We start from the raw sequence: 22,856 nt of genomic DNA, 5'->3' as shown, positions 1-22,856 counted from the left end.
CTCAGACCTCGGACCTCACACCTCAGACCTCACACCTCACACCTCAGACCTCAGACCTCGGACCTCACACCTCAGACCTCGCACCTCAGACCTCAGGCCTCGCACCTCCCCTACCGCCTTCGACAGATCGAGCAGGCTGTCAAGCTCATTTTCTGTGAAGCAGCCTGTCTTTGTGGCCTCCTCGCGGACTGATGTCCCGTTGTGGAGGGCGGCCTTTGCTATAGCGGCAGCCCTCTGATAGCCTATCTTAGGGCTTAATGCAGTAGCGATACCTGTAGAGCCCTCGGCCAGTGAGAGGCAGTGGTCCTTGTTGGCGGTCAGATCAAGGATGCAGTTGTCGACAAGAGTCTTTATAGCGCCGGTTACTGAGGTGATCGACTCGAAGAGCTGGTAGAAGGTCACAGGTTCAAAGGCGTTGAGCTCCATCTGTCCGGCTTCCGCAGCCATCATTATGGTAGCGTCATGACCAGCCACGAGGAAGGCGACCTGAGTCACGACCTCAGGAATGACAGGGTTTACTTTGCCAGGCATTATAGATGAGCCGTTCTGTCTAGCGGGAAGATTGATCTCATGAAGGCCGCATCTCGGGCCGCTTGATAGGAGGCGCAGATCGTTGCACATCTTTGAAATCGACATCATGCCGGCCTTTATGGCTCCTGAGACAGCCACGAAGCCGTCAAGATCCTCTGTTGCATCAAAGAGATCATCGGATTGTCTTAGAGAAAGACCGGAGACCTTCGACAGGATAGGTACTATATTGTTCACATAATAGCCGGATGCGTTTATGCAGCTTCCAATGGCAGTTCCGCCCATGTTTACGGATTTCATTTCATCAAGAGACTTCTCGATCCTTGAAGCAGCACGCTTCACCATAGTAGCATAGGCATGGAAGGTGTCTCCTAAAGTCATAGGGACAGCATCCTGAAGCTGGGTACGCCCCATTTTTATCACATCTGAGAATTCAAAAGCCTTTGCCATAAGAGCACGATACAGGTGTCCGAGCTGATCTAGCATAGGACGGGAAAGGGTTAGTACAGTCATCTTTCCGGCAGTAGGAATAGTGTCGTTTGTAGACTGCCCCATGTTTACATCGTCGTTGGGATGAACGAAATATTTATCACGGCCGCCTCCGAGGATCTCAGTGGCCCTGTGGGCAATGACCTCGTTCATGTTCATGTTTGCTGAGGTGCCGGCACCGCCCTGGACGGGATCTACGATGAAGGCCTCCATCAGATCTCCGGCGATGATCTGGTCGCAGGCACTCATTATGGCCCTGGCCTTTTCGGAAGTAAGGTCGCCGGTATGAGAGTTGGCAATGGCAGCAGCCTTTTTTATTATAGCAAGATTACGAAGGAACTCCTTGTTCATCTGCTGGCCTGTGATCCTGAAATTGACCTTTGCGCGGAGAGCCTGTACTCCATAGTATGCATCTGCCGGGATCATCATGCGCCCGATTGAATCTGCTTCGAGTCTTGTGTTTACCATGTTTAACCTTCTTCCTGAAATAATGATACCAAAAAAAGCGCACGGCCTGCGTTTTCCGTAAGCCGATGCGCCTTTGCATCAATCACTTTGTTTCTCTGAGCTGTATTCTAGTACAATTCCACTGTGATTAAAAGACATAAAATAAAAAACAAAGTATTGACAAAAATTACCCGATATAGCAAAATAAAATAAAAATATATGGCCCTAAACTTTAAAATGTTTTGCAGGAGGAAAAATGGCAGAGAACAGCTATGTGCCTGACGAGACAGATAAGAGGATCATTTCACTTCTTATGGAGAATGCCAGGATGTCTGTAAAGGATATAGCAAAGGAGCTCTATCTGACATCACCTACGGTTTCGGCCCGGATCAAAAGACTACGGGAGAATGGTGTTATAACAGGCTTCCATGCCCAGGTGGATACATCATGCTTCGGCTATAATATAAAGGCATTCGTAAATCTTGAGGTGGCGCCAAAGGACAAGAGCGATTTCTATGACTTCATTGAGCGGATACCAAACGTGATAGAGTGCAACTGCGTGACGGGCGATTACTCTATGATCATAGAGGTAGTCTTCAAAAGGACAGAGGAGCTCGATCATCTGATCAATGTACTTCAGAAGTACGGACACACAAAGACCCTGATAGTTTTCTCGACATCGGTCGAGCACAGGTCGGTACCAGTATAAGCATTTAGGAGATAAAAGGATAATGAGCGAGGAAAAGGTTTTGGAGCTTGCGCAGGGGATTTCTGCGGAGGTAGTGGGGGATAGGTACAACACACCGGGAATGGCGGATGCCATAAGAAGGGCAGGAGCAGAGGGCATAGTCCTGCTAAGAAATGATGACGATGTGCTTCCGGTCGGAGATGAGAGACTGGCCCTGTTCGGGAGATGCCAGGTGGACACCTTTTATGTGGGCTACGGCAGTGGCGGTGATGTAAAGGCGCTTCATAAGGTATCTGTCCTGGACGGACTGGAGGCAGCAGGCCTTAGACTTGATAAGGAGCTTTCCCGCAGCTACCGTGAATGGTGTGGGGCTAATCCGGTAAGCGCCGGTGAATGGGGCAGATGGGCTTATTCCTACCCTGAGATGCCGCTTGATGAAGAGCAGATAAGGCGGGCTGCAGCAGAAAATGACAAGGCCATAGTCGTCATAGGAAGAGCAGCAGGCGAGGACGGAGACCTGTCCTTAAAGGAGGGCGAATACTATCTGAGTCAGGATGAGAGAGAGCTTCTTAGCCAGATAGATAAAAACTTTGAACAGGTGATCGTTCTGTTAAACATAGGAAATATCATAGATCTCTCATGGCTTTCTGACTACAGCCATATAAAGGGAGCTATGATAATCTGGCAGCTGGGGCAGGAGATGGGACATGCGGTGGCTGATGTGGTGACTGGCCGTATCTCTCCGTCAGGACATCTGACACAGACCATAGCCAGGCGTTATGAGGACTATCCTTCATCTGCATATTTCGGAGATCCGGACAGGAATGAGTATAAGGAAGGCCTTGATGTAGGTTATCGCGGGCTTTACAGGACGCCGGAGAGGATTCTCTATCCGTTTGGATACGGACTTTCCTATACCACCTTTGAGATCACAGGCAGGGGTCTTTCTGAGGCGCATGGAGGCTTTGTGATGGGAGCAGAGATAAGGAATACAGGAAGGCGCTCAGGTAAGGGCCTGGCCCAGGTCTATCTGAAGAAGCCCAACCGAAGCCCCGAGCTTGCAGCCTTTGTCAAGTCGGATGAGCTTGCTCCGGGTGAGAGCGAATATGTGGAGCTTTTCATAGAAAAGGACCAGCTTGATGTATTTGATCCGGATTCATGCAGCTATATCCGCGAGAAAGGCGATTATGGATTTTTCCTTGGGAACTCTCCGATAGATCTCTATTCACGTCAGGGAAGTATCTGTATAGACAGAAGGCAGATAGTTAAAAAATGTGAAACGATCACTGAAAGCTCCGATCAGCTTAAGCAAAGGATCATAGACAATATGCCGGATGAGATAGGGACTGCTTCGGATCAGAGGATCGATTTCTCTTCTGTTATAAAGGGAGAGAAGAGGCTATGCGATTTTGTCGCACAGTTAAGCCCAGAGGAGCTTTCTGACCTGTCGAGAGGCGAGGGGCCTATGGACTCCTCTCTTTCTGTAAAGGGAAATACCGGAGTGTTCGGAGGTATCACGGAAAGGCTCAGAAGCAGGGGAATACCGGTCGTGAATACATCTGACGGCCCGTCGGGACTCAGGATCAACTATTACTGCGCCCTGCTTCCTATAGGAACGGCGCTTGCAGCAAGCTACAATCCGCTTCTTGTAGAGCAGATGTATGAAAGAGAGGCCGATGAGATGAAGCACTACGGTGTCGATATCTTCCTGGGCCCCGGTATGAATATACAGAGGAATCCTCTCTGCGGCAGGAACTTCGAATATTATTCAGAGGATCCGTATCTGACCGGTAGGATAGCATCGGCAGCAGTGAGAGGGCTCGAGCGTCACGGGGCAGCAGCCTGCATCAAGCATTTCGCCTGCAATGATCAGGAGACAAACAGGAACAGAAATGACAGCTGCGTAGATGAAAGAACCCTGCGTGAGATCTATCTTAAGGCCTTTTATATGGTGATAAGGGATGCCCATCCTAAGTGCATAATGACAAGCTATAATAAGGTGAACGGGATCTGGTCGCATTATAATTACGATCTTGTGACAACGCTTCTTAGACGCGAATGGGGCTTTAAGGGGCTTGTGATCACAGACTGGTGGATGCAGATGGCAGAAAGCCCTGAGTTCCCCGGAGTACGTGACAATGCCTACAGGGTAAGAGCCGGGGTCAATGTCCTTATGCCGGGAGGACTTGGCGTAGACGTGGCCTCCTTTATCCATGATGACAATATAGAAAGGACGCTTACTCTAGGAGAGCTGCAGAAAAACGCAGCAGAGGTGCTTGGTTTTATAAGAGACCTTAAAAGGGATCAGGATTATGGAAGCTGTTTATAAATATTATGATACCATTGATTCGACAAATCTGGAGGCAAAAAGGCTTGCCCATGCAGGAGCTAAGAATTTCACTGTGGTCTCGGCAGGAGAGCAGACGGCCGGACGCGGAAGGAGCGGACATTCATGGATATCTCCGGAGGGAGTGTCGGTAGCGACATCAATGCTCATCTATCCTGAGGGAATAGCTATGGACCATCTGCCCAGGCTTACTATCCTGGCAGGCGTTTCTGTTGCCGAGGCCGTAGAGGAGCTGTATGACCTTGCCACCCAGATCAAGTGGCCCAATGACGTCCTGATCGGAGGGAAAAAGATCTGCGGCATACTGACAGAGCTTGAGGCAGATAAAGGTGTCGCAGAGAACGTAGTCGTGGGGATAGGTGTGAATGTCCATCACAGGAAGGAGGATTTCGCTCCGGAGATCAGGGACATGGCTACCTCGCTGGATCTGGAGCTTGGCGGGGCGCGCGCCTCTAGAAAGGCAGTCGTAGAGGCTATATGGAGACATTTCCTTTCCCACTATCAGGCCTTTGTAAGGGACGGAGGCCAGCTGGGAGATATCCTGCCTGTCTATAACAGTAGGCTTATAAATAAAAACAAACGTGTCAGGGTGATCCATCAGATAAAGGATTTCTGCGGGATAGCCCTTGAGATGGATCCGGAAGGGAAGCTTCTGATAAGAAGGGATGACGGGACAGTTACCGCGGTTGACTCAGGTGAGGTCCATGTCAGGGGTCTTTATGGATATGTTTGAAAAATTAGCACTCACCTATTGACAGTGCTAACAATCCGTGATATAACATATATGTCGAAACAAAAAGGTGCGCCTGGTATTCCGGCGCGCCTTTTATGATAACGGGAAGGAGGAAACCCTATGAATATAAGCAAGTTCACGCAGAAGAGCATGGAGGCAGTTCAGGATGCCGAGAAGCTCTCAAGCGACTATGGGAACCAGCAGATCACAGAGGAGCATCTGCTTCTGGCTCTTATGCGTCAGGAGGAAGGGCTTATCCCTAAGCTCTTCGAGAAGATGGACATAGATGTAGGTTATTTCACGAATGACGCGACGATGATGGTGCAGAACCTGCCGAAGGTATCGGGAGCAGGTCAGCAGTATGTCGACAGATATTTAAATGATACGCTTTTACATGCCGAGGATGAGGCTAAGAAGATGGGAGACGATTATGTCTCTGTAGAGCATATCTTCCTGTCACTTATCGATCATCCGGATGATAAGATAAAGGAAAAGTTCAGGGAGTTCGGTATCACAAGAGACAGATTCCTTCAGGCATTATCAACTGTAAGAGGCAATCAGAAGGTCACAAGTGATAATCCTGAGGATACCTATGACTCTCTGGAGAAGTACGGAGAGGATCTGGTCGCCAAGGCCAGGGATCAGAAGCTTGATCCTATAATAGGACGTGATGACGAGATCCGTAATGTGGTCCGTATCCTGAGCCGTAAGACCAAGAACAACCCGGTCCTTATAGGCGAGCCGGGAGTAGGAAAGACCGCAGTGGTAGAGGGACTTGCCCAGAGGATAGTAAAGGGCGATGTGCCTGACAATCTGAAGGACAAGAAGATTTTTTCGCTTGATATGGGTTCCCTCATTGCCGGAGCCAAGTACAGAGGAGAGTTCGAGGAGAGGCTTAAGGCTGTACTTAATGAGGTGAAGAAGTCCGAGGGCCATATCATACTTTTCATAGATGAGCTGCATCTGATCGTAGGCGCCGGAAAGAGCGAGGGCGCAATGGATGCCGGCAATCTCTTAAAGCCAATGCTTGCGAGAGGAGAACTGCACTGCATAGGGGCAACCACTCTCAATGAATACAGGGAATATATAGAAAAGGACGCAGCCCTTGAGAGACGTTTCCAGAGGGTGATGGTGGATGAGCCGACAGTCGATGAGACCATCACTATCCTTCGTGGACTCCGTGAGAATTACCAGACCTATCACGGAGTGAGGATCACAGACAATGCCCTTATAGCGGCAGCGGAGCTTTCGAACAGATATATAACAGACAGATTCCTTCCGGACAAGGCCATAGACTTAATAGATGAGGCCTGCGCCCAGATCAAGACAGAGAAGGAGTCCAAGCCTGAGGAGATAGATGAGTTAGAGCATAAGAATATACAGCTGCGTCTTGATGAGATGTCTCTTGAAAAGGAGACGGATGAGATGAGCAGGGCCCGTCTTGATGAGGTAAAGAAGGAGCTTGCTGAGAATAATGAGAAGCTTACCAGCCTGAATGCCGAATGGGAAAATGAAAAGAATGCAGTTGACCGTCCGGCTAAGCTGCGTGAGCAGATAGCTGACATCCATAAGCAGATCGAACGCGCAGAGCGTGAGGGCGATTACAATAAGATGGCCGAGCTGCAGAACGGAAAGCTACCTGAGCTTACAAAGGAGCTGAATCAGGAGGAGAGCAAGGTAAAGAGCGATGACTTAAAGCTGGTCCACGAGGCAGTCGATGAGGATGAGATAGCAGCTATCGTAAGCCGCTGGACAGGAATCCCTGTGACAAGACTTAATGAATCGCAGAGGAACAAGATACTGCACCTGGGAGACGAGCTCCATAAGAGAGTAGTCGGACAGGATGAGGCAGTCGAGAAGGTTACCGATGCTATCCTTCGTTCGCGTGCAGGTATAAAGGATCCTAACAGACCTATAGGCTCATTCCTCTTCCTGGGACCTACAGGAGTAGGAAAGACAGAGCTTGCAAAGACGCTTGCCGAGTCGCTTTTTGATAATGAGAACAATATAGTCCGTATCGATATGACCGAGTATATGGAGAAGTATTCAGTCTCACGTCTCATCGGAGCTCCTCCAGGATATGTGGGCTATGATGAGGGCGGTCAGCTGACAGAGGCAGTCCGCAGGAAGCCGTATTCTGTAGTGCTCTTTGATGAGGTGGAAAAGGCTCATCCGGATGTCTTCAATATCCTGCTCCAGGTGCTTGATGATGGACGTATAACGGATTCTCAGGGCAGGACAGTTGACTTCAAGAACACTATAATAATACTTACCTCAAATCTCGGTTCCCAGGAGCTTCTGGGAGGGATAGAGGCTGACGGAACTATATCTGAGAGAGCGAGAGCAGCTGTAGAGGGTGAGCTCAGGAAGGCCTTCAGACCGGAGTTCCTGAACAGGCTTGATGAGATCATAATGTTCCATCCTCTGACCAAGGACAATATAAGCCATATAGTAGGACTTCTAATGAGGAGATTAAACAGCCGTCTCTCAGAAAGGGAGCTCAAGGTAGAGCTGACTCCTGAGGCGACTAAGTATATCATAGATCATGGCTTCGATCCGGTATACGGAGCAAGACCTTTGAGGAGGTTTTTGCAGAAGCATGTCGAGACTCTTGCTGCAAGGATAATCCTTGAGGGCAAGGCCGAAAAGGGCGATACCATAATGATTGACAAGAAGGCTCCGACAGTTCACGAGGAGAAGAAGGCAGATGCGGATGACCTTTTCACAGAGGATTCTCCATCTGCAAATACCCTTGACTCTCTTACTGGCGGTGCAGCTACAGAGGAGCTTTACGCTTACGTCAGGAGGTAAAGGAGAGTTTCTTTCTTACCACATATGCACAGATCAGGCTTGAATATATGGTCGCTGTGATCCATGCTGCCTGATCTGTAAAGCATATGACTATAAAGCCGTAGGCGGGAGCCAAGCAGAGAGCCATTACTGAGCGGGCAGCCATTTCTATGACTCCGGAGAATATGGCCAGATTCGAATAGCCGAGAGCCTGGACAGCCAGACGCACGACGTTTAGTATGCCGAGTGACCAGTAGAAGAAGCCGGAGCACTTTAGGAAGAGGGCAGAAGCATCAAGGATTCTTGCGGTCACTCCTCCCTTGTCCGAAAGGAAAAGGGTAGAGAGATCCCTTCCGAAGAAGATCAGGACAAGCCCTATGGCTATACCGTAGACAACTCCGGCAGAAGCGCCCTCGAGTATACCTCGCTTTATCCGCTCACGCTTTCTGGCTCCGTAGTTCTGCCCTACGAAGGTCGAAACGGCAGAGGCTATAGCGTCAAATGGACACATAGCCATCTGCTTGATACGAAGTGATGCTGAGAAGGCTGATGTATAAAGCGAGCCTAAGGAATTGTTTGCGGACTGCATGACCATGGATCCGATAGCTGTGATCGAGAACTGCAGTCCCATGGGCAGAGCCATATACAGAAGCTTTCCGGCCTTTTTTTTATCGAAATATCTCTCCTCTGGCCTTATGCTAAGGATGGGATATTTTTTTCTCATATAAAGGAAGCAGAGCACTGCCGATACGGCCTGGGAGGTGATAGTCGCAAGCGCGGCTCCCGGAACTCCAAGATGCAGGATGAGTATGCAGAAGAGGTCCAGGAAGATGTTTAAGCAGGCGCTTATCACAAGAAAGATAAAGGGTGTTGTCGAGTCTCCTACAGCCCTGAGGATAGACGACAGAAGGTTGTAGGAGAGAGTTGCCGGTATCCCTAAGAATATGATCAGAAGGTAGAGATAGGTCTCATGAAAGATCTGGTCAGGTGTGCGGAGCACATGAAGGATGGGACTGCATAAAAGCGCAGTGACTGTCGTTATGATAAGCATGGAGATCCCGGTAAGGATGTAGCTGTTGTAGATGAATCTGCGCATGTCAGCGTGATCTCCTGCTCCGAACCTCTGGGCCACAGGGACAGCAAAGCCTACGCACATGCCTATGCAGAGGCCGAGGACCAGGAACTGTACGCTGCTTGTAGCGCCAACGGCTCCGAGAGCGTTGGCACCCAGAGAACGCCCTACTATCACTGCATCCATCATATTGTAGGTCTGCTGGACTATATTACCCAGAAGAAGAGGGATGGAAAATTTCAGGATCTGAGGCAGAATGGGCCCGTCAGTCATTGCTTTTGTCATAATAAGCCTCCAACGTTGAATTATCTCAATAGTAAATACAAATGCGACAATAGTCAAATGAAGATTCGATTAAACTGACCAGATGCGGTATAAAGTTCTGGACAGGCATTACCGATATAAGAAATAGACATAGTAGAGCGCATGGAGGCGCTGGTTTTTTACAAGGAGGTTTCTTAATGGCTATCGGAAATATCGGAGGCTATGGGAATATCAATACATATTCCTACAGGCCTAAGACCACAGGGAAGAAAAAGACAGACGAGACGGACAACTCCAAGGATCAGGTGAATAACGGAAGCAATGCAGCCCAGACTGCAAAGGACACTGATCCGGCAGTCACTGACAAGAAGGTGACAGCTGCAAAGGATGCCGATGATCAGGAGCTCTATACAAAGGGAAGGACAATCGGCAAGCCGACTCTTTCAAAGAAAGCTGCTGAGTATTATGAGAAGCTTCAGAAGAAGTTCGGCAATATGCAGTTCATCCTGGTATCGGAGGATCAGAAGAAGTCAGCTGAAGCCAATGCTGCAAGCTTCGCTTCAAAGACTAAGACCACAGTCCTTATAAATGAGGACAAGATCGAGGAGATGGCAAATGATGAGAACGTCGCAAAGAAGTACGAAAGCATCATTGCCAATTCCGAGAAGCAGCTTCCGGATCTGAAGAAGCAGCTTGAGTCAGCAGTTGGCTCATCCAATCTCAAGGGCATAGGCATGCAGATCAATGATAATGGGGCAGTAAGCTTCTTTGCGACTGTCCGTGATCAGGGAGCCGCAAGCGCAAAGGCTCTGAAGGAGAGACAGGCAGCCAAGAAGGAGGCCAGGAAGGCCGCTGAGAAGAAGGCAGCCAGGAAGGAGGCAAAGGAGAAGAAGGAGGAAGCTCTTAAGGAGAAGCAGAAGGATCAGAAGACTGATCAGACAGATGCTTCTAAGAAGACCTCTGACGACGATTATGTGGAGAAGGATCCGGACAGCGATCAGACCGGAGAAGTCACTCCATGGGATATGTATGGCACGAAGACTATATATGCTTCTTCGATAGATGATCTTATAAAGGCAGTAAAGAGCTTTTCGGCAGGATCATCTGCCTATGCATCTGGTAATTCAATAAACTATGAGGGCTGATAAGCCCTCATAAGGCAAAGGATTTATGTACAAGCTTGCAATATACGGAAAAGGCGGCATCGGGAAGTCTACAATGACTGGCAATCTCGCGGCTGCCTTTTCCTTTTTAGGAAAAAAGGTAATACAGATAGGCTGTGATCCGAAGGCTGATTCGACAATGAACCTGCTCGGAGGCAGACCACTGGTCCCGGTAATGGATCTTTTGAGGGACGATAAGGATATAGACTCGATAGAGGACGTGTCTGCGGTAGGATACGGTGGAGTCGTCTGCATAGAGACAGGCGGCCCTACTCCGGGTGTGGGATGCGCCGGAAGAGGGATCATAGCTACGTTCAATATACTTAAAAGCCTTGAACTTGTTGATCAGATAAAACCTGACGTTATCCTTTTCGATGTGTTGGGAGATGTGGTCTGCGGAGGTTTTGCGGCACCCATACGCGAGGGCTATGCGGACGAGGTCATGATAGTCACGTCCGGAGAGAAGATGGCTCTTTATGCAGCCGACAACATAAACCGGGCCGTTAAGAATTTCCAGGACAGGAGCTACGCCAGTGTCAGAGGCATTCTGTTGAATAAGAGAAATGTCCCTGATGAGGATGAAAAGGTAGCTGCCTTTGCAAGGGAAAGGGATCTGTCTGTTGTAGGAAGGATACCGCGCTCCGATGATATAAACCGCGCCGAGGAGGAAGGAAAGACAGTAATAGAGATGGATCCGACACTTGAGATCAGCCGTGATTTCATAGAGCTTGCAGAGAGGCTTTTGAAATAGGAGCTTGAAAGGAAATCAGATGTCAGCACTTATGTACAGAGCGGGGGAGCTTTTTTCAGAGATAAAAAGGGACAGGAGGGACTGGGTCCCGGAGGAGTTTAGGACCGGGAACGGACTTGTTTACTCGTCACCGGCCACTCTTGCATACAATTCTCCGGGGGCCGAGGGCTTCGGGGTGAAGCGCGCGGCCCTTTCTGTGCCTGAGTCCGTAGAGCTTATCATATCGCCGGGCTGCTGTGGCAGGAATACATCAGAGATCTCGTCTATGGATGGCTATCAGGACAGATTCTACTATCTGACCATGGATGAGGCAGACATTGTAAGTGGCAGATACTTAAAGAGGATTCCAAAGGCCCTGAAGCGTATATTAAGCGACAGGAGCAGAATGTCCCTTCCCCTCCCGCGGGTTGTCATGCTTGTCACCACCTGTGTCGATGCCCTGATGGGGACCGATATGGACAGGATAGCCGGTATCTGTGAGAGAGAATGTGGTGTGGCAGTAAGACCGGCCTATATGTATGCGCTGACCCGTGAAGGAGTGAAGCCTCCTATGGTCCAGGTGGGAGAGAGTATTTTTTCCCTGCTGGAGAAAAGAGATAAGGATCCTCTGGCGGTAAATATTCTGGGCTCATATGGAGGCCTGCTGCCTGCTTCACTGGCAGAGCTTAGGGATATACTCTCATCAGCAGGGCTATGCCGCTGCCGTGAGCTTAGTGACTGTGCGGATTTTGATGAATTCATGAAGATGTCTGAGGCATCCCTTAATATACAGGTCTATCCTGATGCAGTAGGAGAGGCGGAGGAGATGAACAGGCGCTTCGGCACAGGCTATGTCGAATTGCAGAGATTTTACGGCATTGAGAGGATCACATCCCAGTACAGAGCCCTGCTTTCCTATCTGGGAGCAGATGACCATATCCTTACGACATACAGGGACAGGGTAGTTAAAGATATTGAACCTATAAAAGAGGCGGTCTCGATAGGGGAATGCATAAACGGAAATCCGGCTGAGCTTGCACTCTCCCTGATGGAATGCGGATATAAGGTAGCAGAGGTCTTTACAGCCCTGTCTGCAAACGATGCTTACTACATTGCCCGTATAGCGGAAATGGATCCTGATGTGAAATTCTATTTCAACCAGCATCCGTCCATGGTTGACTTTGAACCGGATAAGGATGCAGGTCTCTGCCTTGGCAGGGATGCCTCATGGTATTACAGGGACAGTGATGTAAGATGCATTGACAGCTCAAGCGAGGCTGAGCCCTTCGGCTACTCTGGACTTGAAAGGCTTATAAGGCAGATATCAGGAGATGTCCCGGTGAAAAAGACCACAAGGGTTACATCCGTGACTCCGCGATCAGAAGAGGCCATCCAGGGAGAGGGGCTTCGCGGCTACCGCAGGGCCCTTACACCATTTGCGCCTGACCAGTCAGGTGCCGTGGAGGTTTTAAGGCAGATCGAGGGGATGATGGTAGTGGTCCTTGATGCCGGAGGCTGCACAGGAAACATATGCGGTTTTGACATAAGGGACTGGGAGCAGAATCCTTCTATGATCTTTTCCGCCGGACTCAGGGACATGGATGCGGTCTTCGGCAGAGACGAGGAGCTTATCAGAAAGATAAAGAAGGCAGCAGGCCTGCTTGATCCGGCATATATAGCTCTTGTCGGGACACCGGTTCCATCTGTCATAGGAACAGACCTTAACGGACTTTCCATTCAGGTCGAAAGGGCCTGCGGGATAAGGACCATATCAGTAGATACAAACGGCTGTGACTATTATGACAAGGGAATGGAAAAGGCCTACAGCAGGATCCTTGCAGATCACATAGGCGAGGATGGTCTGCTCCCCGGTCTTAGCGCACTTGACTATACGGACAGCGAGATCGCATCTATCAGGGAAAGGAATCCGAAGCCGGCAGCATTCTCCGTGGCAGGCCTTGAGGCAGCAGGAGGCAGGGTGGCTGCGTCGGAGCTTATGGTATCTGAGGAGATACAGCAGAAGCTTTCTCTTGCAGCGGATAAGAAAAGGATCCTTATAATAGGAGAGCAGCTCTATTCAAATGCTCTCCGCGAGCTTATTGAGAAAGAAAACAGTAAGGCCAGGGTCATGGTCGCGGATTTTTTCACTATGAAAAAAGAGCTTAAAAGGCAGGATGATGTAAGGCTTGGCTCAGAGGATGATCTGATACGTCTGCTATCTGAATATGACCCTGATCTGATAGCCGCTGACCCGACCCTTAGGGAGCTTGTGCCCGGATACAGCGGAGAGTGGATAAACAGGAGACATTTCGCTCTGTCAGGACGGTGAAGGATTTTGCAGTATTATCTTATAAATATATATGGAATAGTGCAGGGGGTGGGCTTCCGCCCCTTTGTAAGCAGGCTTTTTTCAAAAAAAGGAATAAAAGGAAGCGTGAAAAATACCGGCTCTTGCGTAGAGATACTTCTGGCAGGAGATATAGCAGGAGACGGACTTTTGGACAGGATAAGGGAGAAGGCGCCTTATAGGGCTGATATTGTAGAGATAAGCCTGTCTCCTGTCACTGAGGATGAATACGAGAAGAGGATAAAAGGAGATATACCCGTTGCAGGTGAGGAGGGTAAGGACTTTTTTATAGCAGAAAGCCCGGAAGGGGACATTGAGGATGCTCCGCTTTTTATCCCTCCTGATATAGCTATCTGTGACCAGTGTGCTTTGGAGCTTTATCAAAAGGGCTCGCGCAGATATCTGCACCCCTTCATTAACTGTACCCAGTGCGGGCCGAGGCTAACTATAATAGATTCACTTCCATATGACAGGAAACGTACTTCCATGAAGGATTTCCCTATGTGTCCCTCATGTGAGAAGGAATACAGGGATCCATCCGACAGGAGATACGATGCCCAGCCGGTCTGCTGTAATGACTGCGGTCCCCTTCTTTATTTCCTTGAAAAGGATGACGGCGGCGGATTCGCTGAGACAGCCCGGAGGACAGATGCCATAACAAGGGCCAGACAGACTATAATCGATGGAGGTATAGTCGCAGTAAAGGGAATAGGGGGCTTTCATCTATACTGTAATGCATGTGACAGTAAGGCAGTCGGGAGATTAAGAGAGCTAAAGGACCGGCCGGCTAAGCCGTTCGCCCTTATGGTATCATCTCTTGAAAGAGCAGGAGAGATCTGTGATCTGGAAGGAAGCTTCATAGCGGATCCATCCGAAAGAGAGGCATATCACAGGACGGCCATAAGGCTTCTTACAGGGCACAGGAAGCCTATAGTGCTTTTAAGAAAAAAGTCTTCAGACCTGCCTGATATAATAGCTCCTGATAATCCCTCGCTTGGGATAATGCTTGCATATGCGCCGGTCCAGCTGCTTTTGTTTTCCTGTCCTGACGGACTTGACAAGGCCATGCCGGATGTCCTTGTCGCGACAAGCGCCAACAGGAGGGGCGGAGTCATATGCAGGGAAGAGGCCGATGTCATGGAAACCCTTGGCGGGGTCTGTGACGGTATACTTTCAAACGACAGGCCCATACTTACGAGAGCAGATGATTCGGTAGTCGATATATACAGGGGAGAGCCGTATATGATAAGGCGGTCGAGAGGCTATGCTCCTCTGCCTGTCGTTATTGAGAGGACCCGGACGGGTCCGGATGTGCTGGCGTTCGGAGGAGAGCTTAAGAATGCTTTTTGTATAGGAAGAGGATCCTTTATGTATCCCTCATCCTATATAGGGGATCTTTCGGATGTAAGGAGCACTAAGGCACTTGATGAGACAGTGGATAGATTTATTGCCATGCTTGATGCAAGACCTGAGATCATAGTCGCAGACAAGCATCCGGGCTATATGAGCAGGGCAGCGGCCGAGAGATATCAAGCCGCCCATCAGGGCACAAGGCTTTATTATATCCAGCATCATTATGCCCATGTGCTTTCTGTAATGGCAGAAAACCATTATTATGACCAGACTATCGGGATCTCCTTTGATGGCACAGGATACGGAGATGATCAGACCATCTGGGGTGGAGAGATATTTCTCTGCGATAGCAGGGACTACCGGAGAAAGGCCCATATAGCGCCGTTTATCCAGTCAGGAGGAGACATGGCAAGCCGGGAGGGATTTCGTATAGCTCTTTCAATGCTGTTTGACAGATATGAAGAAGGAGAGATCTGTGATATAATAAAAAAAACCGGCTTCTGTCAGGAGAAGTATCTGAGGCCGCTTATGGCCATGCACGAGCGGAGGATAAATTCTGTATCCTCCACAAGCTGCGGCAGACTCTTCGATGCGGTAAGTGCTATCCTTGGTATAAGGGAAAGCTCGACCTTCGAGGGAGAGGCCTCTATGGCCCTTGAGTTCGCGGCAGAGAGATATCTGAAGGAAAACCCGGAAGGAGGTTTTCCGTCAATGGAATTTACTGAAAGGCCAGGTATAATGCCGACCGATCAGCTCTTTTACCGGATAACAGAGGAGAGACTTTCCGGGAGAGATAAGGGAGAGCTTGCCTTTCTTTTCCATAAAGTCTTAGCCGAATTTACGACAGCTATGGCAGAGCGTATAAGAGAGGAAAGCGGATGCTCTGTCGCAGCTCTTTCAGGAGGCTGCTTTCAGAACAGGCTTCTTCTCTCGCTCACAGAGGACGGATTAAAGGAAAAAGGATTTAAGGTTCTGCGCGCCCATGAGATACCGCCGAATGACGGAGGAATAGCTCTCGGGCAGTGTTTGTATGGAAAGGTATTATAAAATGTGTGTTGGACTTTCAGCAAAGGTTGTAAGAAAAGATAAGGATGGGATCATAGTGGATTCCGGCGGAGCAAAAAGAAGGGTAAGGGACGATCTGCTCATGGACCTGCGTCCGGGAGACTATGTGATGGTCCATGCGGGAGCAGCCATTTCAAGGATCACGGAAACCGATTCTAAAGAGGCTGCCTCTGTCTGGGAGTCATTCAAATGAGCGCCCTTGAGGAGGCCCGTTCATTCCTCAGTGGATATAAGGGCAGAAGACTCAGGATAATGGAGGTCTGCGGAACCCATACCCACGAGATAGCCAGAGACGGGATCAGGAATATCCTCTCACCTGACATAGAGCTTATATCAGGTCCGGGCTGCCCGGTCTGTGTGACTCCGGCAGGATATATAGACGAGGCTGTTCTTCTGGCTCTTGATAAGGGCTGTACCATTACTACCTTCGGCGATCTGGTAAGGGTGCCGGGCTCAGAAAAGTCCTTGGCTGATGCCAGGAGAGAGGATGCCCGTATACAGGTGGTATATTCTCCGGTCGATGCGGTTTCCTATGCCAGAGAGCATCCTGATGAACAGGTCGTTTTCCTTTCTGTTGGCTTCGAGACCACTACTCCGTCCGAATGTCTGGCTGTGCAGGAGGCTGATAGGGAGGGCATTTCCAATTTTTCCCTTCTTACTGCCAATAAGACCATGCCAGAGGCCTATCTGGCAATGAAGGATTCTACGGACGCGTTTCTTTATCCGGGGCATGTCCACGCTATTACAGGTACGTCGATCTGTGAGGACTTCCGCGACAGATACCAGATAAGCGGAGTCATAGCAGGCTTTACACCTGAGGAGCTTGTAGTGGCGATAGCTCTCTGTGTAAAGGGCCTTATAAAGGGTCAGCCGTTTGTTATAAATGCATATCCGAGGGTCGTGCGTCCGGAAGGGTCTCCTAAGGCAGTTTCTCTTATTGAGAAATATATGGAGCCTGTGGACGCCGTATGGCGCGGTATAGGAGAGATAAAGGGATCGGGCCTCGCCTTAAGGGAGGAATATGCTGCCTTTGACGCAAGGAAGAAATTTTCCCTGCCGGTTATAGAGGGACGTGACAACCCGGCCTGCCGGTGCGGAGAGGTCCTTCAGGGGAAATGCAGCTCTACGGAATGTCCTCTTTTCGGAAAGGTCTGCACTCCTGAGCATCCTGTTGGCGCCTGCATGGTCTCCTCAGAGGGAGCCTGCTCTGCCTTCTATCTCTATCGGAGGAAATAATGCTTGAATTCGGAATGCCGGTTCACGAGAGCTGGAACATAGTACATATAGCCATGCAGGTGCCCGGATCCCATCAGATCTATGTAGCCCCTGACAACTGCCTTCGCGGAGTCGTGATGAGCGCCTATGAGATGGATGCAGGAGACAGGTTTTCATGCGTGGCTGTAGATGAAAGAGACCTTCTTACTGACAGCCTTGAGACAGTGACTATAGAGGGCTGCTCGGAGGTAATAGATGAGCTTATAGCCGGAGGAAACAAGCCTTCGGTGATATTTCTTTTCACGGTCTGCTCCCACAGGATGCTTTCATGTGATTTCACCTATGTATTTGATACGATAAGGGAGAGATATCCCGACATCATTCTTGCTCACGGATATATGGACTGTATTTCGCAGAAGGAGGAGGCTTTCCCGGACCAGAAGCTAAGACGTGAGATGTACTCATTTATTCCGGCAAAAGACCCGGTACGTGCAGTGAATCTGATCGGCAGTGAGGTCACAGCGACAGCAGTAAATAACGACCTGCTGGCCATATTTTCTGCGGCAGATATTCCGGTAAGGCAGCTTTCGGGCATAAGGACCTTTGAAGGATATATGGACCTTGGAAATGCTTCGCTTAATATCTGTACATATATGGCCGGAGACATGGGAGTATCTGCCTTTTCAGAAAGGACAGGGATCCCCTATCTATATGCCCTTCCCTTCTGGGATGACCGCTCGCTTATCGATCAGCTGACAAGACTTAAGGAAATGTTTCCTGATCAGAGGCTTGCTGTGGCGGTGGAGGGCTTTCTGTCTGATCTGGACAGGGCCTCCGCCTCAATGCTTGCAGAATACCGGAGATTTGCAGAAGAGATAAAAGGAGTGCCTGTAGCAGTTGATAATCTGGGATGCAGCTGTCCTTATTCGCTGGCCTTCTATCTGCTTGAGGCAGGATTTGATGTCAGATGGGTGATCTCCCCGGGCCCTATGGATCATGAAATGGCTATCTATCAGAGGCTTATGGATAGGTATCATATCATCTCGATCGATCCGGCTGATCCGGCCTTACGCGAGCTTTCATACAGGAGGAGCCTTATCGGAGAATCGGAAAGGATCCTTGCGAGCGGGCCACGTGCGGCCTGGATCTTTGACAGTCCTTACTTTGTCGATATGATAGAGGATGACGGAGCTTTCGGGATAGCCGGCAGGAGGGCCCTTCTTATGAAACTCCGGGAGGCCATGGCAAATCCGAAGGATACAGCTGCCATAATAAGGAAAAAGGCCAGAGGACTTATAAGCTGTATCGCTCAGTAAAGTCGCCTCTTATGGCAGCGCCGTGGTCCATTGGGCCGCTGCCCTGACCCAGGTCGAGGCCTGCACTTATTATAGTGCTTATATATTCCTTGGCCAGACGGACAGAGGCCGTAAGTGAATTACCCTTTGCCAGGTTTGCTGCTATGGCCGAGGACAAGGTACAGCCAGTGCCGTGGGTATTCGGATTGTCTATATGAAGCCCCGGGAATGATACGGTTCTTTTTTCGCTGACCAGATAGAGATAGTCGGATGGGACTGACAGATGCCCTCCCTTTACAAGGACATTTGTCTGATACTTATCTCCGATCAGTCTGGCAAGCAAGGAAGGGCTCTCCTCCTCCCCTGCCAGAGAGATGGCTTCAGGGTAGTTGGGGGTTATTAGCAGGGCCATAGGAAGCAGGTGAAAAAGGGCTTCTCTGGCCTCATCAGACAGGAGAGGAGTGCCGGAGCTTGAGATCATGACCGGATCTATCACGACAGGAGATCCGATAATGCGGATGCATTCTTCTACGGTCCTTAACAGAGGCTTGGTCCCGACCATACCGACCTTTATAGCAGCAGGATGTATATCATCCGCTGCGGTCATGATCTGCTGCTTTAAAAGCCCGGCCGGGACAGGCTCCACGGCTTTTACACCTGTGGTATTCTGGGCTGTGATGTTTGTCACGGCTCCCATTCCATAGACGCCGTTTGCCAGAAGGGTTTTTATATCTGCAATGAGTCCGGCGCCGCCTGACGGATCGAGGCCGGCTATTGACAGGACTGCAGGGATCTTTGTGAACTTCATTTATTACCTCCATGACTTTTATGGTTTATGGATATATGATAGCATTTATGACAGTAAAAGTTGCAGAAAAAAATGATTTTGGGGCTCTGGCGGCTATTTCTCTGGCCTCCATGAGTGAGCCCTGGAGCGTGGCGGATTTTGTGGCAGCCAGCGAGAATCCATTTGCTATCGTACTTAAGGCAGAGGATGAGAATGGCCCTGCCGGATATGCGGTAGGATATTTTGCGGCTGACGAGGCCGAGCTTCCATCTATAGCTGTAAAGGCCTCCTGTCGCGGACGGGGGATTGGCAGCAGGCTTTTATCGGAGCTTTCTGATGCGGTGAGAGAAAAGGGAGCATCTAAGCTCTTTCTCGAGGTCAGGGAGTCAAACGAGGCTGCGCTGGCTCTTTATCAGAAGAATGGCTTTATCACAGCCGGAGTAAGAAAAAGGTTTTACAGGGATCCCGATGAGGATGCCTATGTTATGATGAGATTATTATAAGGTTAGGAGACAAGATGACAGAAAAGGTTACCCTTGCTATGGGCGGAGGCGGAAAGGCCACTGGAGAGCTAATTGAGGAGGTATTTGCGAAGGAGCTAAAAAATAAATATTTCACATCGGATGATGCTGCTGTGCTTCCGGCCCCTGCCGGAAGGATGGCTATGTCAACGGACGGCTTTATAGTAAGTCCGGCCATCTTTCCGGGCGGAAACGTCGGTAAGCTGTCTGTATGCGGTACTGTAAACGATCTGGCCTGCATGGGAGCCCGCCCTCTCTATCTGACCTGTTCATTCGTGATAGAGGAGGGCTTTCCTATAGCTGATCTGAAGCTCCTTGTTTCCTCGATGGCAAGGACAGCCAGAGAGGTGGGTGTCATGGTTGTGGCAGGTGATACCAAGGTCGCCCGCCGGGGTCAGGCTGACGGCTGCTTCATCACTACTGCCGGAGTCGGAGAGATAATGCCTGGTGTCTCTCCTGCAGGAAACAGGGCAAGGCAGGGAGATACCATAATTGTCACAGGAGATATAGGCCGTCATGCGGCTGCTATAGCTGTCGCAAGAGATGAGTTCGGCATAGAGTCGGATGTGACTTCGGACTGCGCCCCGCTCTGGAAGCCGGTAGAGGCTGTGCTTAAGGCAGTGCCGGATGTCCATGTGATAAGAGATGCGACAAGAGGAGGGGTCGGTACCGTTCTGCACGAGATAAGCCGTGAGAGCGGTGTCGGCATAAGAGTTGACAGGGACCGGATGCCGGTAGACCCCAAGGTCCAGGGAATCTGCGATATGTTAGGCTTTGATCCTCTGAACCTGGCCTGCGAGGGCCGTATGGTCATAATTGCAGAAAAGGAAAGAGAAGAAGAGATCGTAAAGATCCTCCATGGCTTTGAGTATACATCCGGCGCCTGCGCTATCGGAGAGGTAAGAGGAGACTCAGTGACCGTAAGGACCCCGATCGGGACAGAGACCTATCTGCCGGAGGCCTCGACAGAGCTGTTGCCGAGGATTTGTTAGGTGTTAGGTGTGAGGTGAGAGGTGTGAGGTGTGAGGTGAGAGGTGAGAGGTGTGAGGTGTGAGGTGTGAGGTTAGAGGTGCGAGGGGTGGGGGCCGAAAACCTTGTCTTTAAGCCAGACCAGGGAACTGGAAGATTGGGGGAAAATATTAAGACATTATTTTAATATTGACAACAACTATTAAATGGATTAAATTAAATATAAAAAAACATTGCTGCCTGAAAGGAGAACATATGCAAAAAGCAGGCTCAGGGAAACAGAGAAAACTTATCCAACAGATCATTATGGTAGCTGTTGCCGGAACTCTGGTTATATCTACTGTACTTACGCTGGTTTCGGTGCGTAAATTAAGGTCGAGATATTTTGAAGATGTAAAGGGAGAGCTTTCGTCCTCATCATACCTGGTTGAAAAGATGTTTTCAAATGAGTATGATGGCAGTTGGGCAGCAACAAGTGATGGCAGGGTGACAAAGGGCGACACGGATGTCACAAAAGAGTATCTGCAGATACTTGATGAGACAAAGGAAGAGACCAGGTTCGATTATTCAATAATCATTGGGAAAAAAACTGTTCTTACCACGCTGAAAAGTAGCAGTGGCAATGGCGACAGGTCAGTGGAGGAGCTGCCTGATTTCGTTGTAAACACGATAGATAAGTATGGCTATTATTTCGAAAGAAACAGAAGTATAGAAGGAACAGGCTACAGTTCATATTATCGTCCGCTAACAGATGATGATGGAAAGACTATCGGCTATGTGTTAGCAGCTAAGCAGACAAAAACGGCTGAGGACGAAATAGCTATGGATACATTGCTTATGATAGTGCTGGCTTTGATATTCTGTGGTGTTTCTCTTCTGATCGGAGTTCTTGCTTCCAGAAAAGTCTCTGGAGCAGTTAATGAGCTTGCTTTAAACATCAGGACACTTGCTTCAGGTAAACTGAATATACATTGCAATGAAAGAGTCCTTGAAAGGAATGATGAGCTGGGAAGTATTTCTAAAAGCGTAAAGACGCTTGATGAAAAGCTTTTGCAGGTAGTAGGGGCTATAAAGAAAACGACAGGAGAGTTAAATGCTTCAAGTGAAAATCTCTCTGGTTCTTCTGATCAGGCTGCTGCTGCGTCAAACCAGGTGTCTGCCGCTGTCGACGATATAGCGAAGGGGGCAACTGAGCAGGCCGATTCTGTGCAGTCTGCCGCTAACGACACGTCCAGCATGGGAGGAGATATCGAGGATATTGATGGTAATATCAATGACCTGAACGAATATACGAAGGCAATGAAGGAATCGTGCCATAAGACAGTCGATGCGATCGAACTGCTTACCAGACAGTCAGAGATTTCAAATGGTTCGGTTAAGGCTATTGGGGAGAATATCTCTTCTACAAATAATTCTGTACAGGAAATCTCGAAGTTTTCTGGTGCTATCACTGACATTGCAAGTCAGACAAACCTGCTTTCTCTGAACGCATCGATCGAAGCAGCAAGAGCAGGAGAAGCTGGGCGTGGCTTTGCTGTAGTGGCTGACCAGATCAGGACACTTGCGGATCAGAGCAGACAGAGTGCCGATGAGATCTCACAGCTTGTTGAAAAACTTCTTTCGGATTCTGCATCATCTGTTGAATCCATGAACAGTCTTTCGGAAAGCTTTGATATACAGGATCAGCAGCTGGTATCCACGAGGAAGGAGCTTGCTGATATGAAGGAAAAGATGGAAAGTGTTGCAGATGGTGTTGATAAGATCGCAAGCCGTATCGATGAACTGAATACATCAAAGACTTCGCTTTCTGATATCATTTCTGATCTTTCTGCCATCTCTGAGGAAAATGCAGCCTCAACTCAGGAAACCAATGCCTCGATGCAGGAACTCAACAGTACATTTACAGTGATCAGCGAGGCAGCGTCATCACTAAAGGATCTGGCAAATGAGCTGAAGGAGACGGTGGATTATTTCCATGAGTAGGTGAGAGGCCAGAGGTGTGAGGTGTGAGGTGCGAGGTGAGAGGTCAGAGGTGTGAGGTCGTTCTGTGAGG

The 22,856-nt window shown here is 49.4% G+C and carries 17 protein-coding genes; 14 read left to right on the top strand and 3 right to left on the bottom strand.

The genetic code is table 11. The annotated features are described in order from the left end of the window. Positions 1–36 precede the first annotated feature (36 nt). Positions 37–1,485, bottom strand: coding sequence for an aspartate ammonia-lyase (locus tag ACTNCK_RS04350; RefSeq protein ID WP_441081179.1), 1,449 nt, complete (start codon positions 1,483–1,485; stop codon positions 37–39). 235 nt (positions 1,486–1,720) lie between these two features. On the opposite strand from ACTNCK_RS04350, the gene ACTNCK_RS04345 reads away from it, so the two are divergent. The 4 genes from ACTNCK_RS04345 to clpB all read left to right on the top strand — a co-directional run bounded on the left by ACTNCK_RS04345 (position 1,721) and on the right by clpB (position 8,043). Continuing rightward, the gene (locus ACTNCK_RS04345) at positions 1,721–2,173 is read left to right on the top strand and encodes an Lrp/AsnC family transcriptional regulator (RefSeq protein ID WP_441081177.1); all 453 of its coding nucleotides are present in this window, start codon (positions 1,721–1,723) and stop codon (positions 2,171–2,173) included. A 22-nt stretch (positions 2,174–2,195) separates the two neighbouring features. After that, on the top strand, positions 2,196–4,481 hold the full coding sequence (locus ACTNCK_RS04340) for a glycoside hydrolase family 3 protein (protein WP_441081176.1): 2,286 nt from the start codon (positions 2,196–2,198) through the stop codon (positions 4,479–4,481). Then, a complete protein-coding gene (locus tag ACTNCK_RS04335; protein ID WP_441081175.1) occupies positions 4,465–5,232 on the top strand; it encodes a biotin--[acetyl-CoA-carboxylase] ligase in 768 nt (255 codons plus the stop codon). Before ACTNCK_RS04340 ends, ACTNCK_RS04335 begins: the two co-directional genes overlap by 17 nt. A gap of 120 nt (positions 5,233–5,352) precedes the next feature. Beyond that, on the top strand, positions 5,353–8,043 hold the full coding sequence (gene clpB, locus ACTNCK_RS04330; RefSeq protein ID WP_441081174.1) for an ATP-dependent chaperone ClpB: 2,691 nt from the start codon (positions 5,353–5,355) through the stop codon (positions 8,041–8,043). Here clpB and ACTNCK_RS04325 read toward each other — a convergent pair. Beyond that, complete coding sequence (locus ACTNCK_RS04325; protein ID WP_441081173.1) at positions 8,033–9,379, bottom strand: MATE family efflux transporter; 1,347 nt, start codon at positions 9,377–9,379, stop codon at positions 8,033–8,035. The two genes, clpB and ACTNCK_RS04325, sit on opposite strands and share 11 nt — an antisense overlap. A gap of 176 nt (positions 9,380–9,555) precedes the next feature. Here ACTNCK_RS04325 and ACTNCK_RS04320 point away from each other — a divergent pair, with 176 nt between their 5' ends. The 7 genes from ACTNCK_RS04320 to ACTNCK_RS04290 are packed head-to-tail and all read left to right on the top strand — an operon-like array spanning position 9,556 to position 18,547. Then, entirely contained in the window at positions 9,556–10,503 is a 948-nt protein-coding gene (locus ACTNCK_RS04320) for a DUF6033 family protein (RefSeq protein WP_441081172.1), read from the top strand. Between the two features lie 25 nt (positions 10,504–10,528). Beyond that, the gene (locus ACTNCK_RS04315; protein WP_441081171.1) at positions 10,529–11,272 is read left to right on the top strand and encodes a nucleotide-binding protein; all 744 of its coding nucleotides are present in this window, start codon (positions 10,529–10,531) and stop codon (positions 11,270–11,272) included. Positions 11,273–11,291: 19 nt separating this feature from the next. Next, positions 11,292–13,580: a nitrogenase component 1 gene (locus tag ACTNCK_RS04310; protein ID WP_441081169.1), complete on the top strand. Its 2,289-nt coding sequence runs from the start codon at positions 11,292–11,294 to the stop codon at positions 13,578–13,580. Between the two features lie 6 nt (positions 13,581–13,586). Beyond that, a complete protein-coding gene (gene hypF, locus ACTNCK_RS04305) occupies positions 13,587–15,998 on the top strand; it encodes a carbamoyltransferase HypF (protein WP_441081168.1) in 2,412 nt (803 codons plus the stop codon). A 1-nt stretch (position 15,999) separates the two neighbouring features. Next, positions 16,000–16,209: a HypC/HybG/HupF family hydrogenase formation chaperone gene (locus ACTNCK_RS04300; protein WP_441081167.1), complete on the top strand. Its 210-nt coding sequence runs from the start codon at positions 16,000–16,002 to the stop codon at positions 16,207–16,209. Then, positions 16,206–17,252 carry a hydrogenase formation protein HypD gene (gene hypD, locus ACTNCK_RS04295; protein ID WP_441081166.1) on the top strand — a complete coding sequence of 349 codons (1,047 nt, stop codon included), beginning with the start codon at positions 16,206–16,208 and terminating at the stop codon, positions 17,250–17,252. The genes ACTNCK_RS04300 and hypD overlap by 4 nt, the downstream gene beginning before the upstream one ends. Beyond that, a complete protein-coding gene (locus ACTNCK_RS04290; RefSeq protein ID WP_441081165.1) occupies positions 17,252–18,547 on the top strand; it encodes a nitrogenase component 1 in 1,296 nt (431 codons plus the stop codon). Before hypD ends, ACTNCK_RS04290 begins: the two co-directional genes overlap by 1 nt. On the opposite strand, the gene thiD is transcribed toward ACTNCK_RS04290, so the two are convergent. Further along, positions 18,525–19,319 (bottom strand): bifunctional hydroxymethylpyrimidine kinase/phosphomethylpyrimidine kinase, encoded by a 795-nt coding sequence (thiD, locus tag ACTNCK_RS04285; protein ID WP_441081260.1) that lies wholly within the window; start codon positions 19,317–19,319, stop codon positions 18,525–18,527. The genes ACTNCK_RS04290 and thiD overlap by 23 nt on opposite strands. A 62-nt stretch (positions 19,320–19,381) precedes the next feature. On the opposite strand from thiD, the gene rimI reads away from it, so the two are divergent. The 3 genes from rimI (at position 19,382) to ACTNCK_RS04270 (ending at position 22,786) form a co-directional block, all read left to right on the top strand. Continuing rightward, on the top strand, positions 19,382–19,816 hold the full coding sequence (gene rimI, locus ACTNCK_RS04280; protein ID WP_441081164.1) for a ribosomal protein S18-alanine N-acetyltransferase: 435 nt from the start codon (positions 19,382–19,384) through the stop codon (positions 19,814–19,816). Positions 19,817–19,830: 14 nt separating this feature from the next. Further along, positions 19,831–20,826, top strand: a complete 996-nt coding sequence (hypE, locus tag ACTNCK_RS04275; RefSeq protein ID WP_441081163.1) for a hydrogenase expression/formation protein HypE — start codon at positions 19,831–19,833, stop codon at positions 20,824–20,826. Between the two features lie 232 nt (positions 20,827–21,058). Further along, a complete protein-coding gene (locus ACTNCK_RS04270; protein ID WP_441081161.1) occupies positions 21,059–22,786 on the top strand; it encodes a methyl-accepting chemotaxis protein in 1,728 nt (575 codons plus the stop codon). Positions 22,787–22,856: the final 70 nt, after the last annotated feature.

Origin of the sequence: Candidatus Weimeria sp. HCP3S3_B5, from assembly GCF_052064335.1 — a bacterium.
Taxonomy (GTDB): Bacteria; Bacillota; Clostridia; order Lachnospirales; family Lachnospiraceae; genus Weimeria.
This window is presented reverse-complemented; position numbering and strand designations above follow the sequence as displayed.